Consider the following 16,113-nt stretch of genomic DNA (forward strand, 5'->3'; position numbering starts at 1 on the left):
CTGGATGAACTCGTCGAGCACTGGACACTCTTGAAGGACGAGCAGGCGCTCGTGACCGGCAAGCATGGTGCGACGCGCCTGGCTTCGCCGTGCTGCTGAAGTTCGATACGCAATACGGCCGGTTCACCGGGGCCGCGCCGAGTTGGCGGGTGAGGCGGTGGAGTTCATCGCTCGGCAGGTACAGGTACCCGCCTCGGAGCCGGGTTTCTACGCCTGGACGAGCCGCAGGGGTCGAGTGCCCCCCGGGCGCGGACCGGGCACACCACGGCTTCCGTGAGTGCGGTTTCGCGGACGCGGAGAAGCTGACGGCGTATCTGGCCGAGCACGTTGCGCACAAGGAACGCAGGCCCGAGCAGGTCCGGGTGCAACTGCCGGCACCGACCGCCCCGGTCTCCTCCCGGCTTCCCGTGGAGAGCAGGTACAGCACGTCGATCGGGCCGCGCCGGTGGCGGCGGTCAAAGGCTCTTCAGCGCAGCGGCACTGGGGCTGCCGGCTTCTGCCGTGTACATCACCAGGGAAAAACCTGAGCCGGGCAGGCTGAGGGTGTGCCGGTCGATTTCCAGCTCGCCCAGTGTGGGGTGACGCAGGTTTTTTCGCACGCTGGGCATGGGGCGCACAGCGTGGTTGCGCCAGCTGCTGGCAAAATCTGGATCACGGGTTGCGAACTCGTTGATCAGCTCTGCGAGCACGCTATCCGTGGGGTACCGGACGCTGGCCGCGCGCAATTGAGCGGCTATCTGCTGAGAGAAATCGGACTCCGAACCGGGCGCGCCGGTGCAGAGGGTGTCACGGAATCTCGTCGAGATGCGCGTGAGGTTGCGCTGGTCAGGTGTGAGACGGGAGAAGTCTGTCATCAGGGCCGCGGCTGCCGCGTTCCAGGCGACGATGTCTTGCCGGTCGTTGACGATGTAGGCAGGGATGCCGTCAAGTCTGCCGAGTAGCTGTTGGGCATCCTCGGGGACGTGCTCCGGTGCGCCGTCGTTCTCTGTCGGCAGCACTTGTCCGGCCAGGCGGGCCAGATGGTCACGCTCTGCTTCAGTGAGCTGGAGAGCCGTCGCCAGCGCAGACAGCACCTGCGGTGAGGGCCGGGGTGCCCGTGCCTGTTCCAGCCGTTCGTAGTAGCTCACCGACACCTGTGCCAGGGCGGCTACCTCTTCGCGGCGCAGCCCGGGTGTGCGACGGGCGCGCCGGCTTGGTGGACGCGTCGCTTCGGCCGGCACATCTTCTGGCTGCAGATCCTCGCGGCGGCGGCGGAGAAAGTCTGCGAGTTCCTGACTGCTCACTCTTCCATGCTTTCACAGGAGGGACGGCCGAGCCTCGCACTGTTGGTCCGGGGCTTAGCTGTCCGTTCCGCGCCCACAAACTTCTGTGCAGGGTGGTCCGGTCGGTTTGTTGACTACGAGGAGAAGTGGTGTCCAGCACGCCTGAGGAGATATTTCGCCGCATGCTCGACCTGATGCTGGCCAAGGACATGAGTGCCGTGGCGGATCTGTGGGCGCCTGACGGGATTGCGGAATTCCCTTTCGCAGCCGGCAGCTCCCCTCGCGTTCTTCGCGGACGCGAGGAGGTCCGCGCCTACCTCGCTCACTATCCGGAGTTGATGGACATGGAGGAGGTGGCCACGCTCACCGTGCGGCCCACGGATCGAACGGACACCGTCGTGGTGGAGTGGACGGCCACCGGCCGCACCGTGGCCACCCGCCGGCCCTACCGCCTGGACTACATCGTGGTTCTCACGGTCCGCGACGGGCTGATCGCGCTGTTTCGGGATTACTGGAGCCCGCTGTCGGCGGCCGCCGCTGCCGGGGATCTCGCCGGGCTGATCGACTCGCTTGAATGGAGGGACGCCTGATGTCCGGAGTGCTCGTGACCGGAGGGACCGGCACAACCGGCAAGACGCTGGTGCAAGTGCTCCGTAGCGCTGGTGTGCAGGCTCGGGCAGCCAGCCGGAACCCGGCCGCAGCCGATCCTGATGCGATCCGCTTCGACTGGAACGACCCGAGCACCTATGGACCTGCGCTCGACGGGATGGACCGGGTCTTCCTGCTTCCGCCGGTGGAGAGTGTGGACCCGCTGCCGCTGGTCGAGCCCTTCCTGCGCCAAGCGCAGCGGGCCGGTATCCGGCGCCTCGTGATGCTCGGCTCCGCCATTGTGCTGCCGAACGCGCCCAGCGCTGTGGAGATGGCCGCTCAGGTTCGGGCTCAGCCCGGAGGTGTCGTACTCCGCGCGTCCGGCTTCATGCAGAACTTTCTGCGCCCGCACCCACTGGCCGAGAACATCCATCGACTCGGTGAGATCCGCACCGCAGCCGGTGACGGCGAGCTGGGGTGGGTCGACGCGCGGGACGTCGCGGCCAGTGCTGCCGCGCTGTTGGCTGATCTGGGGGTGGATGCTCAAAGCGACTCCCTGATCACCGGACCGCACGGGATGAGCTATCCGCAGGCCGCGCAGATCATCACCGCGCAGACCGGCCGACAGGTTCGGGTGGAGCATGCTACGGAGGAGGAACAGGCTGCCGCCTACCGCGCCTCCGGAATGCCGACGGAGTTCGCTGCCGCTCTCGCCGCCGTCGAGCGCGGAATCATGGAGGGACGCGAAGACCAGGTCAGCACTGCGGTGCTCGATCTCACCGGCCGTCCGCCGCGGGCCTTTGCCACATTCGTCTCCGCTCACGCTGAGGAGTGGACGCGGTAAGGCCCGAACAGCAGTGACGGCCGGTCGAGCAGGAACCACGCGAAGAGTGCGGTTGGGCGCCACATGATGTGACGCCCCAGCCGAACGGCCCCGCAGCACGTCGCCGGACATGACCCTCGCTGTTTGCGGCCGGTGACAGCGTTCTTACCGGCATCCCGTGTTCGGGCGCGGTGCGCGGTGTGCGCTCTCAGGGCAGCAACGGCTCGAAGTCCCAGTAGACGCGGGAGCGGGAGCGGGCGGCGACCGTGTGGGTGTGGTGGGTGCCCAGGGAGGAGATCAGGCCGCTGAGCGCGGCCTCCTCTACCTGGTCGGCCTCCTGCCGGCGGCGCAGTCCGCGCAGGTCGGAGGCGAGCGCCAGCTGGCTGGTCAGCGACAGCGGGTGCTCACGGCCCAGGACGGCGGCCGAGCGGCGTACGTTCTCCCGGCTGAGCTCGGCGGCCCGTTCCAGGTCGTCCTCCAGGTTGCGCCCCACGGCGGTGTTGAGGGCGATGCCCAGGGTCCACGGGTGGTCGGGGCCGAGTGCGGCGGTCATCTCCTCCAGACAGCGCTCGATCAGCCACTGGGACTCGCGCCGCTCTCCCGCCACCCGCAGCACCAGCGCGTGGTTGGCGGTGGCGCCGATGGTGTACGGGTGCCGGCTGCCCTGGAGCCGCTGGTAGCTGTGCATGGCGAACTCGCCGATCTCGCGGGCGTGGTCGAGATCGCCGGTCTCACGCTGGACGAAGGCGTAGTCGGTGGCGACCTTCAGGTGCAGCGGGGCATCGCCGCCGAGCACCGCCTCGGTGCGCTCCAGCAGCCGGGCGAGCAGGGCGCGGGAGCCGGCCCGGTCGCCGGTGCGGTGCAGGCACAGCGCCAGGTTCAGTTCCGTGGTGAGGGTGCGCGGGTTGTCGGGGCCCAGCACCAGGCGGTGGGATTCGACGTTGCGTTCCTGGAGGGAGAGCGCCTCGTCGTAGCGGCCCAGCAGCCGCAGGTCCAGGGCGCAGCTCAGCTCGGAGGACAGCGTCCAGGGGTTGCGGGAGCGCAGCACCTCGCGGCGCATCTCCAGTGTCTTGCGGTCGAGTTCGAGGGCCTCCCCGTAGCGGCCGAGCAGCCGCAGAGTGACCGCGATGTTGTTGTGGGTGTTGAGGGTTCGCACATCGCTGTCGCCGACCAGTTCCTGGTACAGCTCCAGGGCCCGGCGGTCCTGGTCGAGCGCCTCCTCGTAGCGCCCGAGGCCGCGCAGGTCGGCGGCGAGACCGCCGTGCGCCCGGACCACGCCCAGGTCCTTGGGGCCGCGGGCGGCGGAGAGCCTGTCGATGATCTGCCGGTTCATACGCTCGGTGAGGGTGTACTCGCCGACGGCGCGCAGCAGGGTGGTGTGCTGGGAGGCCAGCTCCCACAGCAGCGGGTCCTCCTCGCCGTAGACCTCGCGCCAGGCGGCGTCGGTGGCCTCGGCCAGCTGGATGCCGGCCCGGTACTCGCCGGAGCGGTAGAGGTAGGTGAGGGAGTGGAAGACCAGCCTGCGGGTCTCGGCGTGGGTGCTGCGCAGCGCGCCGGACGCCTCCAGGTGGGGGACGAGTTCGGCGTAACGCGACCACAGCCGGGTGTCGTCGGGGCGGCGCGGGTCGGCGGCGGTCAGGGCGCGGCGCACCACGCGGGAGAACGTCTCGGCGTCGGCGTCGGACATCCCGGCGCGCACCGCCTGGTGGACCATGCGGTGCAGATGGATGGTCTCGGTGTCGGGGACCAGCGCGTCCTGGCCGTGCCGGCTGCCGCCGTCCGCTTCGGTGCCGGGGTCGTCGGGGCGGATGACGGAGTACTGGACGAGTTTGCTGAGGGCGGCGTTCCACAGCAGCGGGTTGTCGATGAGGTGGGCGAGGCGTTCGGGCAGGTCGCGGGCGGGGACGTCGCGCAGCAGCCGCAGCGGTACCGGCCCCGGCGCGAACCAGGCGCACAGCCGCAGCAGATCCACCGCGGCGGGCTCGGTCTCGCGCAGCCGGTTCAGCACTATCGAGAACGCGGTGAGGTACGTCATGGGGAAGGCCGCCGAGACGCGCAGCCCCATCTCGATGTCCGCGCCGGAGCGCAGGAGCTGGATGTAGTCGGTGACCGCCATGGGTGAGTCGGACAGGGCGCCCGCCGTCTGGTCGAGGGCGAGTGGCAGGTCCTCCAGGGCCTCGGCGAGTTCGTCGGCCTCGGTGGTGGTGATCCGGCGGGCGCGGCGGCGGATGAAGGCGATGGATTCCTCGCGGTCGTAGACCGGGACCTCCCACACGGCGGTGTTGTGGTCGCCCCATTCGCGGTTCTGGGAGGTGATGAGCACGTGTCCGGTGCCGGTGGGCACCAGGTCGGCGATGGCGCCGGGATCGTCCGCGCCGTCCAGGATCAGCAGCCAGCGGGAGTACGGGTCGCCGCGGCGCAGCGCGTCGCGGACAGCGCGCAGCCGTTCGCCGTACTCGATGCCGGTGGTCAGGCCGAGCGCCGGGGCGAGTTCGGCGAGCCGCTGGCGCAGGGTGCCGCGGGTGTCGGCGGGCACCCACCACACCACGTCGTACGCGGAGCCGAAGCGGTGCACGTACTCGGCGGCGGCCTGCGTCTTGCCGACGCCGGACATGCCGAGCAGGGTGACGACGGCGGAGCCGGGGTCGGCCTCGGAGAGCCGCTGGTAGACGGCCTGGAGGGTGGTCTCGCGGCCGGTGAAGCGGATGTTGCGGCGCGGGACGCCGCCCCACACCCGGGGCTGGTCATACGGGAAGCGGGCGCCGGAACGCAGGCCCACGGTGGTGGAGGAGTCCGCCTCCTGGGCGCCGAGGCCGAGCAGGTGGGTCAGCCGGCGGTGGGCCTCGCGGGCGCCGACGCCCCACAGTTCGGCGGCCCCGCCGAAGGCCGCGACGGCGGGCGGCAGCGCGGCGGAGGTGACGGAAACGGCCGAGAAACGGCGGTGATTGGGGGCGACGACCGCGCGCAGTGCCTGGTTCCACTCCTCGGTGGAGCGCGGCCCCATCTGGAAGTACCAATCGCTGAGGACGACCAGCACCCGGCCCTCGGTCAGCAGCAGGTCGCTGAGGGCCTCCACCAACGGGACCTCGGTGGCCGGGTCCCAGCGCTGGAGCGCCACGTCGCAGCCCTGCTGCTCCAGGCGGTCGGCGATCCAGGCGGCCCAGGGCCGGTTGAACCCCGCGAAGCTGATGGTGATCTTCTGCCGCTCGGCGGGTGTGGTCCTGCGCAGTCCGGCCATCCGACAGCTCCCCTTCGTTGTGGAAACGGACCCCCGCGCCGTGCCCGCGTCCCCTGGCGGCCCGTCAGATGTTGGTGGTGTTCAGGCTAACCGCTGGCGTAGGTCATTGCGGGTGATGGCGGTGCCACAGTGAGCGCGCCGTGTCCACGTAGGCGGCGGCCCGCACCCGGTGTTCGCGCGGGGGTGGGTGATCGGCGAGCCGGGAGTGACGGGCGGTCATGGCCTTGACGAAGGCCCGGCCCGGGTCGGTGAGGGGGCGTGCGCCGCGCAGGGCGGGGAGTACGGCGCCGACCTGGGCCGCGCAGCGGGCGTGGGCGGCCCAGGCGTCATCGCGGGCGAGGGGGTTCTCGCGGGTGAGGGCGAGCCGCTGCCACAGGGCGGCGAGGGCGAGGTGGGCGTACGCGCCGTGCAGCAGGCCGTCGAAAGGGCGCGGGTCGGGGCGCCAGGGGGCCCAGTGGCGGGGGGTGTCATCGGCGGTGTGCAGGGCGACGAGTTCGGTGAGGGCCGCGAGTTTGGCGTGCTGCAGTTCGTGGACGAGCCCGGCGGCGAACAGTTCGGGGCTGGGGGGCGGGCTGGCGAGGACGGCGCCGAACGCCCCGTCGCGGGTGTGGCTGGTGTGACGGCCGGTGGCGGTGGGCCCCGGCAGGGGCACGACGCAGTCCAGCAGGGCGAGATCGGCGGCGCGGGCGGCGCCGCCCAGGCGCAGCAGCGGCAGGGCGCGCCGCCACATGGCGCGCCAGTGGGCGCGCTGGTGGGGCGGCCCGGCGGGGGTGGCGGCGCCGGGGGTGGCGCGGCAGGGGTCGAGATCGTCCAGGAGGACGGGGCGGGGGCCGCCGGACAGGGTGGGCAGCGGTGACCAGCGCGGGTCGCGGGAGTGCCAGTGGCCGGCCGCGTCGCGGCGCAGTTCGGCGGGGCGGGCGCCCAGGGGTCGGATGGTCAGGGTGTCGCGTCGGCCGTGGAGTTCGGCCCAGCGGGCGGGCCCGGTGTGCCGCAGCAGGCCCAGGGTGGGCAGGGCGATGCCGTCGTGGTGCGGGGTGACGCGGGTACGGAAGGTGAGCCCGGCGCGGGCGGCGGCGGCCGCGGCGACCGGCCCGAGGTGGTCGATGTCGCGGTGGTCGGGGGTGCCGCGGTCCAGCTGTCGTACGCAGCTCTCGGCCCAGGGCCCGGTGAACGGGTAGAACATCACCCGGCGGGCATGCCGGGGGGCCGTGCGGTCGGCGGCCTCCAGAAGCGCGCCGTGTTCGCGGGCGGCGGCGCGCCGGCCGGGCGGCAGGGCCTCGCTGTCCAGGGCGTCGAGCAGCACCCGGAAGAGCAGGAGCCGCCGGGTGTGCGCGCCGTCGGACAGGGCGCCGAGCGCCTCGGCGCCGGCCTCGGTGCTGCCGAGTTCGGCGATCGCCGCGTCGGACAGGGCCGTTCCCGGGGCGGGCCCGGTGGAGGCCCGGCCGGAGGTGGGGGTGCCGCTCAAGCGGACACCGCCGCAGCGGTGGCCACCCGGTGGGCGATGTGGTGCAGGAGCCGCTGGAGGTCGGCGCAGTAGACGGAGGGGTGGTGGAAGCCCTCGCCGGCGCGGTAGCGATGCGCGTAGTTCCCGCCGCCGCAGACGGTGGCCAGGGGGCAGGCACGGCAGGTGGCGGACAGGGCGGCGAGGCCGGCCTGGCGGGCGGCGACGCCGGGGTGGTCCAGGGCGGCGTCCAGCGGGTGGCGGTGGATGTCCAGGCCGGTGGCGGCGGCGCCCTCGTAGGCGGTCTTGAGGGCGTCCATCTGCTCGATGGCGCCGTCGGTCTCGATCACCACGGCGGTCACGGGACGCAGTCCCAGGGATTCGGTGGCGGCGGGGGCGCCCAGCAGCAGGGCGATGGCTTCCTGGAAGAGCCGGATGCGGGTGCGGCGGCGGCCGGCGTCCCACCACAGGTCGAAGACGGTGGCGAGCCAGTCGCCGTACCGGCCCGGTGGCGGCGGGTTGCTCCAGTTGGCGTGCGGCAGAAGGAAGTTCAGGGCGGGCGGGTCCAGGTCCAGGAGCGAGCGGTAGACCTGTTCGGGGTCGGTGGCCGGGTCCACGACGCACAGCACGCCGCCGTAGGTGTGCCGGTACGGCCCGGCGAGCAGCGCGGCGGCGCGGCGGATCGCGGGCCAGGCGGGGCGCCCGGCGTGGTCGGCGCGCTGGGCGTTGTGCTCGGCGAGCCCGCCGTCCAGGCTCAGCCCGACGCCGATCCGCGCGGCGGCCAGTTCCCGCAGCCGGGCGGCGGTCAGCAGGGTGCCGTTGGTCTGTACGGCGGCGTGCACCGCGCAGCCGGCGGGCACCAGCTCGCGTATCCGGGCGACGAACCCGGCGAGGGTGGCGGTCCCGGCCAGCAGGGGCTCGCCACCGTGCAGCACGACGGAGACGGCGGGCAGCCGGTGCGCGGCGGCGTGTTCGGCGATGCGCCGCGCGGCCCGCTCCAGCAGTCCGGGGCTCGCGGTCACCGGCTGCCGGCGCCATCCCCGGTCTGCGGCGAAGTACATGTAGCAGTAGGGGCAGGCCAGGTTGCACCGGCTGTGCACCTTCACCACGAACTGGTCGAAGGGCACCGCCGCCACCCCACGGTCCCGCAGTTGTGCGACGGAGAATTCCGTCAGCGGCCAGGGCGCGAACGCGTCCGGTTCCGGGCCCACCGGGGCCGGAATCCGCTGGTTCACGCGGCGCCCCCGGATTCATCGCCGGGTGCGAACTCGTCGAAGGCCCACAGGGCCACGGCAGGCCGTCCGCTGACCCGTGCCCGCAGGTCGGCCAGCACCTCGCTCAGCACCGGATGCTGGAGAGTGCGCAGGTCAGCGAGGCCCAGGGTGAGCAGGTCGGGCAGTTCGGGCAGCTCGGCGACACCGGCTGATTTGTCGGAGCACATTGTCGTCCCACCACTTCTCACGCGGTCATCCGCCCGGTCGGCCCACACGGTCCCCCCTCGCCGACCGGCCCATCCGGGATTCCCGCCGCTACCCCCAGGGAAACGTCAGCTCCGCCAGCGCCTGGGCGCTCCGCTCGCTGTCCTCCCCCTTCGGCAACCGTCGCCACTGGGCCAGCGCGGCCCGGAACGCGTCCTGCGCGGCGCGCGGCCGGCCCGCCGCGCGGTAGACCGTGCCGCGCTGATGCTGTGCGGTGGCGGCCAGCCGGATCGGGACGGCCGCCCGCTCCGAGGTGCTGTCGTCCGCCACGCGCAGCGCCTCGGTGGCCGCTCTGCGGTACGCCTCGGCCGCCTGTTCGGGGCGCTCGGGGCTGCCGCTGTGCCCGAAGATGTGCTGGTGCGCGCCGCCCAGTTCGTACCAGCCCCACGCGCGGGTCAGGGCGTCGTCCGCGCCATGCGCCGCGAGGGAGAACAGGTGCTCGGCCTCGCGCAGATCCACCAGGTCCACGGTGGCGCGGTAACGGACCATCAGCGCCCGGCCCAGCATCAGCAGCCGCCCGGGCAGCCGCGGATCACCGGCCGGGGTCTCCATCCGGCAGTCCCGCAGCACCCGGATGGCCTGCCCGGTGAACGGGCCGCCCTCCGGGAGCTGGGCCCGCTCCAGCAGCACCTGTCCCCATTCGGCGATCAGATCGCTGTAGTCGGGCCGGTCGCGCGGCACCGCCCGGGACGCCTCGGCGAACCGCAGCGCCGCCTCCTCCAGATGGCCGGCGCCGCTGTCGTTCGCCGAGAGGTCCCGGGCGTGGAAGCGGCGCACGCTCAGCCGCCCGGCGCGCATGAGTGCCTCGGCACGCTGCCGCCGGTCGTCCGTGAGCTGCTGGGCCAGGGTGATGTGCCGGCCGGCCTCCTGCCAGCGGGTGGCAGTCAGCAGCAGCGCGTCGACGAGTCGCAGCGTGGTGCGGACCCGGGCGGGCACGGGGGCGGATTCGGCGCGCTGGGCCGCCCCGGCACGCTCCAGCGAGCGGGCGGCCTGTTCGGCGTACACGGCTGCGCCCTCGGTGTTCTTCTCGCGATCCGCCACCTCGGCCAGCCGCAGCAGCACCCGGCCGTGCGCCAGCGACAGTCCGCTGGGTTCGGCGCGGCCGGCCGGCCAGGCGTCCGCGATGGCCTCCAGCATGCCCACGCACTCCTGGAGCAGCGACGGGTCGTGGCCAAGACGCCACTGCTCCTCCAGCACCCGCACCCGTTCCAGGGCGATGCCCAGTGCCTCGTCGGGCGGCAGGCCGGGGGTGGCGCACACGGCGGCGAACTCCCGGTCCGCGCCGCGCCACAGCTCCAGCGCGGCTCCTTCGTCCCCGGCCTCCTTGCGTTCGGCGGCGGAGGCGTGCAGGACGCGGGCCAAGATGGTGCGGGCGGGCAGCGAGTCGAGGTGGGAGGCCGCGGTGCGGGCGGCGCGGCGGGCGCGTTCCAGCAGTCCGGCCTCGCCCTGCTGGCGCCACAGGCGCAGCAGTTGGGCGGCCAGTTCGCCGTACAGCTCGGGGTCGGTGGAGCGGCCGGAGAGCCACTGCTCGTCGGTGGCCCGCTCCAACTGCCACACGGCGTCCAGCAGGTGCTGGAGGGCACCGTCATCCTCGAAGCGGCGGGTCAGCTCGCGGGAGCGGCGCAGCGCGTCGGTCACCGCCTTGGGTGGATCGGGGCGCGGTTCGCCGTGCGGGGTGCCCGGCAGGAAGCGGCTCAGCACCTTGGCGGCGACCTCGGCGAACGGCTGTGGTGAGCGGCCCTGGCCGGCCTCTCCCGGCTCCCCCTCGCTCTCCGGGTCGCCGTCGGCCACCAGTACCGGGGTGAGCCGGCCGCCGGAGAGCTGGGCGAGGGCGAGGGCGGGGAAGTTGGGGCCGCCCTTGCCGAACCGGGCCTCGACGTAGGCGGAGCAGTGCTTGAGCACCAGCATCGCCTCGTCCTGGCCGAGTGCCTGGAGCAGTTCCTCCTGGACCCCGTCGGCGAACTCGTACCACAGGCCGTCCGCCCCGGCGCCGGTTCCGGCGCGCCGCAGCAGGCCGCTCAGCAGCACCTCGGAGAGTTCGGCGGGGCCGGTGCCGGGCAGCATGGTGCGCTGTATGAGCTGCATGACCGGCAGGAAGAGCGGGGCGGCGGCGAGGTGGACGGCGAGCCGGGTGGCGCCGGGCGAGGCGGTGGCCCGGAAGCGGGCGATGAGTTCGCCGGCGGGCCGGGAGCGTACGCCGGGGTGCGCGGGAGGTGCGGCGGGCTGGTCGGGGCGTACCCAGCCGACGGCCGCCGGGACGGCGGCCGAGCCGCCGCCGGACAGCAGCCGGGCCCAGGCGCCGAGCGCGGCGGCCGTGGGCGGCAGCACCGGCACCGGGACGGCGCCGGACGGGGGTCGCCGCCCCGGGTCGTCGGGGGTGAAGCCGAGCCGGGCTCCGGCCGCCGGACCCTCGGCACGGGTGAGGACGCCGTGGCTGGCGGGCAGCCGGGTGCGCGCCCACAGCCGGGCGGGCAGCGGCTGCACGACGGCGGCCGGGGCGTGCCGGGTGATGCGGTGCAGCAGCCGGTGGGCGGCGCCGTCGCGCCACAGCGGGCCGACGCAGTCGCTGACCACGACGGTCAGCCGCCGCCCGGTGGGGTCCAGGAGGCGGCGTTCGGGGTGCAGCACGGTGTCCGGGCCCGCCGGGTCGGTGTCGAAGTGGCCGCTGATGCCGACGGAGCCGTCCGGCAGGGCGTGCAGGTAGTGGACCTGTATGTCGCGGAAGGCGCCGACCCTGCCGAAGACATCGGTGAGCTCGCCCAGCAGCCGCTGCCACACCCGCATGGCGGAGGTGGCGTCCATGAGCAGTTGCAGCTCCATGTCGCGGCGGCCCGTGGCGTGGAAGGCGGGCAGCAGCAGGCCGCCGGCCCGGGCGGTGTCCTCGGCGGTGCGGCGCTCGTCGAGCGTGAGGTGGGCCGGGCCCGGGGCGGGCCGGGCGGCGGGGCGGCAGCGCTGGAGGGGGCGCAGGGCGCGTTCGAGTTCGAGGAGGGAGGGCAGGGCTCTGGCCTCGGGCACGCCGACGCGCAGGGCATCGCCGGGCCCCGGCCGCTGGGTGGTGGCCTGGATGTGGTCGGGGTAGAGCGGCACCGGCTCATCATCCCGGTACGCCCGGCGCTCGGCGCGATTTCCGGCCTCGGGCGGAGGGTCGCCACTCCCCGGATCGTGGCGGCCGCCGGCCGTGGTCCCGCGGTCCCACAGGGCGGCGGCCTCCCGCGGGGCGCCGTCCGTGGCCTCCTCGGGGCCCCGGTCGGCCGGTGCCGGTCCCGACTGCAGATGGGTGGCCAGCCACAGGGCCTCGGCCAGTTCCCGGGAACCGGGTTCGAGGCCGGCCCGGCGCAGTGCGCCGATCAGCTCGGCCAGCTCGTCGCGCCGGCGGCCGCCTCGCTTGTTCCCCATGACGTCACCTCGGCCGGTCGAGGCGCTGGATGAGCAGGTCGGCGAGCCGGTCGCGGGTGGGCTGCTCGGCGTGGTGGGTGAGGTAGATGGCGTTCAGCAGCTGATCGGTGGCCAGTTGTTCGGTGCGCGAGCGCTCCAGGAAGCGGGTGATGACGTCGTCGCCGAGGTGCGCGAGCCGGTCGCCGAGCTGGGCGCGGACGACGGAGGCGAGCCGCTCGTGGTCGGGCTTGCTCAGCTCCAGGTGGATGCAGCGGCGCAGCAGGGCGGCGGGGAAGTCGCGTTCGCCGTTGCTGGTGAGCACGATGAAGGGGAAGGCGTTGCAGCGCACCCGTCCGTCGCGCACGGTGACCTTCACATCGTCGTCGTTGAGGACCTCGACCTCCGGCTCGCGGTCGGCGACCCGCTGCAGTTCGGGGATGTCGTAGGAGCCCTCCTCCAGGACGTTGAGCAGGTCGTTGGGCAGGTCGATGTCGCTCTTGTCGAGCTCGTCGATGAGCAGCACGCGGGGGGTGGCGGTGGGCAGCAGGGCGGTGCCCAGGGGGCCGAGCCGCAGGTAGCTGCCGATCCCGCCGACGCGGGGCGCGGGCACCCCGGCGGCGCGGCTGCCGGCGGCGATCTGGGTGTCCTGCAGCCGGGCGATGGCGTCGTAGTGGTAGAGGCCGTCGCCCAGGGTGGTGCGGGAGACAATGGGCCAGCGCAGCACCCGGCCCAGGCCCAGTTCGTACGCGACGGCGTGCGCGAGGGTGCTCTTGCCGGTCCCGGGGCTGCCGGTGACCAGCAGCGGGCGGCGCAGGTAGAGCGCGGCGTTGATGATCTCCAGTTCCTCGGCGCTGGGCCGGTGCATCTCGGCGAGATGCCGGTAGGCGCCCAGGCGGCGGGTGGAGACGCTGTCGGTGTCGGGCCCCGGGGCGACCAGCGGCTGGCCGTCGAAGTCACGCCACGGCGGCGGCTTGGGCAGCGCCCGGATGCGGTCGTGCGGCTCACCGGCACCCCGGTAGATCAGCCATTCGCGTTCGGGGTCGGGGGTGCGGTCGGTGGCGGCCACGGCACTCTCCTCGTCACGGTCACTCGGTCGGCTGGGGTCGTCTCGTTCGGATCCTCGTGGACCAGGCCGCGTCGTTGGATGCGGTGCATCGCAAGGCGCCGGAGTGCCCTCAGGGTGGTGGCCTTCGGGCAGTTCGGCAACGCAGCGAGGTGCCGTAGCCGGCGGCGCGGCCCCGCGAAGATCCGAACGAGACGGCCCGTGTGGTGTGCTGTGGGGGCGGCGTCCCCGGAGGGGCCTGGGGCCGCTCACGGGATCTCCAGGGGTTCGTCGTACCCGGCGTGGCCGGGGTCGGAGTACACGAGGGCGAGCCCCCGCGACCATTCGGCCTCGGGTGCCTCGGCTGCGGCCTGCGCGCGCAGCCGCCACAGTGCGGTGGGCAGCGCGGCGGCCCGGCGGACGCCGGTGACCGTGCTGGTGACGCCGCCGTGGAAGTCCGTGCAGGTCAGCTCGCGGGCGGAGATCTCGCGGCGCCACAGCACCACGTCGTAGCCGGCGGCCAGGACCTGGTGCAGGTCCCGCGGGTCGCCGTCGGGTGCGCCGGTGCGGCACAGCACGGGGACGGTTTCCGGAGGCCGGCCGGCGAGTGCGGCGGAGGTGGGCAGCGGAGCGGGGCGGTGGTCGGCGCAGTCCAGGACGTGCGGGCGCATGGGGCCGCTGTGCACGGCGGCCCAGCGGGTTTCCCGGGTCAGGCCGTGCTCGTGGCCGGTGTCGGGGTCGGGTGCCGGGGAGGGCCGGTCGGCGCAGCGGACGACGACCGGGCGCTGCTCACCGAGCTGCGGGCCGTCGTACGGCAGCCGCCACTCGTCCACCGGGAAGTCCAGCAGCGGGTAGGGCAGGGAGACCTGGAGCGGTACGGGGCGGCCGGGTTCGTCGCCGCGGCGGAACGCCTCGGTGAGCACCGAGCGCAGCCGCGCGGAGGGTTCGCCGGGGCCCAGGACACGGTCCTCGCCGTCGATGGGGGTGCGTTCGCCGGTGGGCCCGGTGACGCACACCCGCCAGTCGTAGCGGTTGCGTTCCCAGCCCTGCTGGACGATCTCCAGCAGGACGTACGGGCGCGGGGCGTCGTCGGCGGGGTCGGGCAGCACCGTGGCGGCGGTGGTGTGGGGGCCGATTTCGGCGGGCCAGGGGTCGTGCTGCCAGGCGCGGCGGGTGCTGAGGCGTTCGGTCCACTCCTCGCGCAGCCGGCGGCGGGACCAGCGGTCGAGTTCGGCGCCGGCGGCGGTGGAGCTGATCCACTCCCACAGCCGGCGCTCGCTGCCCCGGGGCGCGGGGTAGGGGCGGTCGGCGGTGGCGGCGTACACGGCGAAGCGCAGCACGGCGTCGAGTTCGCGCAGTCCGGGGCGGGGGTCGTAGAGCATGCCCAGGCCGTCGCGCCAGCCCCGGGGGGCGGGGAGTATGTCGTCGTAGCGGCGGCCGGCGATGTCGCCGATGATCTCGCCGAGCCGGGCGGTGGACAGCGGGGGCGGCAGTTCGGCGAGCAGGCCCAGCAGTTCGGCGCGGCGGCCGGCGGTGAGCGCGCGGTGGGCGGTGGCGCGCAGCGGGCCCTGGAGGTCGGTCCAGGTGTCGCGGGTGGTCTCGTCGTCGCGGTGCCGCTGGGCGTGGTAGCGGTCGTGCGCGTGCATGACGTGCTGGTAGGTGTCCTCGGTCTCGGCCGCGAGGGTGCCCGGGGGCTGGGTGATGTGGCGTAACTGGAGGATGGAGGTGGCCAGTCCGCCGTCGCGGCCGGCCGAGCGGGACGCCTTGACGACGCCGATGACCTCGCCGCGGTTGAGGTCGACGACGGGGCCGCCGGAGACGCCGTGCGGGATCTCGTCCTGGTTGCCGAGCTTGAGCCAGCCGTCGGCGCCGTACTGGCCGGTGACGGTGCAGCGGCCGTCGACCGGGCCGACCGGGCTCGCGGAGCCGGCCAGTTGGCCCCAGCCGAAGAAGTAGACGTCCTGGAGGGTGAAGCGGGCGGTGCGCTCGCTGAGCCAGACGCAGGGGTGGGGCGGCGGGTTGAGCACGCGGACGAGGGCGAGGTCGGGGCCGGGCCAGATGTCGCCGGCCGGGCTGTGTTCGGGCTGGGCCCACTCGACGATCCCGCGCACGGTGTGCGTGGCGGTGGCTCCGCCGTCGCCCATCTCCTCGAAGCTCAGGCCCACTTCGCGTTTGCCTCCCTCGCCGCTTCCCCCGCGAAGTGCGACATGGGCGCAGGTGAGCACCCATCCCGGGGCGACGAAGAAGCCGCTGCCCCAGGGTGTCGCGCCGGACACGCCCTCGGCATACCCCTCGGGCGCGGCATGGATGCGTACGGTGGCGGAGCTGAGCAGCCGGAACAGGGTCTCGATGCGGGGTACGTCCTCGCCCTGTGCGCCCCCCGTGCTGTCGTAGGGGCTCATGGGGCCTCGCCCTGGCACCGGGCGGGCGGTACGGGGGCGGGCTCGGGGCCGGCGGGCGGGGTGCCGTGCCAGGACAGGGTGACGGTGAGGGAGCCTTTGGTCTCGCCGTCGGCGAGCAGCCCGACGATCTTTCCGGCGCGGGCGGTGAGTTCGACGCCGAAGGTGACGGAGACCTCGTCGGGGCGCACGCCGCGCAGTCCTTCGGCGAGGGAGGCGGCGACGCCGCCGATGAGGCCGCGCAGGCTGTCGAGCTGGGCGACGGCGCGGTCGGCGATGCCGGTGTCGACGTACCCGGTGTCGGTGTAACCGCCGGGCGCGGTGGGGCGGTGCAGTTCCTCGATGCCGGAGACACGGGCCAGGACGGGGGTGCCGTCCGGCAGGCTGATCTCGGTGATGCCGTTGCTCATCGAGGCCCCCGTGGTCGCTCGCGACTGCTGGTGCCTTGCAGGTTAGCGGCCCCCACC

General features: G+C 73.8%; 11 protein-coding genes. 2 read left to right on the forward strand and 9 right to left on the reverse strand.

Annotated elements, in window-relative coordinates; all coding sequences use genetic code 11:
• Positions 1-455: 455 nt before the first annotated feature.
• Entirely contained in the window at positions 456-1,283 is an 828-nt protein-coding gene (locus H7827_RS07725; RefSeq protein ID WP_432743693.1) for a helix-turn-helix transcriptional regulator, read from the reverse strand.
• A 161-nt stretch (positions 1,284-1,444) separates the two neighbouring features.
• On the opposite strand from H7827_RS07725, the gene H7827_RS07730 reads away from it, so the two are divergent.
• Positions 1,445-1,852, forward strand: a complete 408-nt coding sequence (locus H7827_RS07730) for a nuclear transport factor 2 family protein (protein WP_432743695.1) — start codon at positions 1,445-1,447, stop codon at positions 1,850-1,852.
• Positions 1,852-2,694, forward strand: coding sequence for an NAD(P)H-binding protein (locus H7827_RS07735; RefSeq protein ID WP_432743697.1), 843 nt, complete (start codon positions 1,852-1,854; stop codon positions 2,692-2,694). The genes H7827_RS07730 and H7827_RS07735 overlap by 1 nt, the downstream gene beginning before the upstream one ends.
• 187 nt (positions 2,695-2,881) lie before the next feature.
• Here H7827_RS07735 and fxsT read toward each other — a convergent pair whose 3' ends face one another.
• From fxsT to H7827_RS07775, 8 genes are all read right to left on the reverse strand, one after another.
• The gene (gene fxsT, locus H7827_RS07740) at positions 2,882-5,911 is read right to left on the reverse strand and encodes an FxSxx-COOH system tetratricopeptide repeat protein (protein ID WP_432743699.1); all 3,030 of its coding nucleotides are present in this window, start codon (positions 5,909-5,911) and stop codon (positions 2,882-2,884) included.
• Positions 5,912-6,014: 103 nt separating this feature from the next.
• Positions 6,015-7,376 (reverse strand): aKG-HExxH-type peptide beta-hydroxylase, encoded by a 1,362-nt coding sequence (locus H7827_RS07745; protein WP_432743701.1) that lies wholly within the window; start codon positions 7,374-7,376, stop codon positions 6,015-6,017.
• Positions 7,373-8,527, reverse strand: a complete 1,155-nt coding sequence (locus H7827_RS07750; RefSeq protein ID WP_432747950.1) for an FxsB family cyclophane-forming radical SAM/SPASM peptide maturase — start codon at positions 8,525-8,527, stop codon at positions 7,373-7,375. The genes H7827_RS07745 and H7827_RS07750 overlap by 4 nt, the downstream gene beginning before the upstream one ends.
• 56 nt (positions 8,528-8,583) lie before the next feature.
• Entirely contained in the window at positions 8,584-8,793 is a 210-nt protein-coding gene (fxsA, locus tag H7827_RS07755) for an FxSxx-COOH cyclophane-containing RiPP peptide (RefSeq protein ID WP_364247150.1), read from the reverse strand.
• 88 nt (positions 8,794-8,881) lie between these two features.
• On the reverse strand, positions 8,882-12,226 hold the full coding sequence (locus H7827_RS07760; protein ID WP_432743703.1) for an SAV_2336 N-terminal domain-related protein: 3,345 nt from the start codon (positions 12,224-12,226) through the stop codon (positions 8,882-8,884).
• A gap of 4 nt (positions 12,227-12,230) precedes the next feature.
• Positions 12,231-13,271, reverse strand: a complete 1,041-nt coding sequence (locus tag H7827_RS07765) for an AAA family ATPase (protein WP_386537810.1) — start codon at positions 13,269-13,271, stop codon at positions 12,231-12,233.
• Between the two features lie 245 nt (positions 13,272-13,516).
• Positions 13,517-15,649, reverse strand: a complete 2,133-nt coding sequence (locus H7827_RS07770) for a trypsin-like peptidase domain-containing protein (RefSeq protein ID WP_432743705.1) — start codon at positions 15,647-15,649, stop codon at positions 13,517-13,519.
• A complete protein-coding gene (locus tag H7827_RS07775) occupies positions 15,646-16,056 on the reverse strand; it encodes a CU044_2847 family protein (protein ID WP_432743707.1) in 411 nt (136 codons plus the stop codon). The genes H7827_RS07770 and H7827_RS07775 overlap by 4 nt, the downstream gene beginning before the upstream one ends.
• Positions 16,057-16,113: the final 57 nt, after the last annotated feature.

The sequence above is a fragment of the Streptomyces sp. JH002 genome (assembly GCF_050916115.1).
GTDB lineage: Bacteria > Actinomycetota > Actinomycetes > Streptomycetales > Streptomycetaceae > Streptomyces > Streptomyces xiamenensis.

Excerpts from the sequence above, each read along its gene's own strand:
- H7827_RS07730 (WP_432743695.1), top strand. The coding sequence starts at position 1,445 with ATGCTCGACCTGATGCTGGCCAAGGACATGAGTGCCGTGGCGGATCTG.
- H7827_RS07735 (WP_432743697.1), top strand. The coding sequence starts at position 1,852 with ATGTCCGGAGTGCTCGTGACCGGAGGGACCGGCACAACCGGCAAGACG.
- fxsT (WP_432743699.1), bottom strand. The coding sequence starts at position 5,911 with ATGGCCGGACTGCGCAGGACCACACCCGCCGAGCGGCAGAAGATCACC.
- fxsA (WP_364247150.1), bottom strand. The coding sequence starts at position 8,793 with ATGTGCTCCGACAAATCAGCCGGTGTCGCCGAGCTGCCCGAACTGCCC.
- H7827_RS07760 (WP_432743703.1), bottom strand. The coding sequence starts at position 12,226 with ATGGGGAACAAGCGAGGCGGCCGCCGGCGCGACGAGCTGGCCGAGCTG.
- H7827_RS07770 (WP_432743705.1), bottom strand. The coding sequence starts at position 15,649 with ATGAGCCCCTACGACAGCACGGGGGGCGCACAGGGCGAGGACGTACCC.
- H7827_RS07775 (WP_432743707.1), bottom strand. The coding sequence starts at position 16,056 with ATGAGCAACGGCATCACCGAGATCAGCCTGCCGGACGGCACCCCCGTC.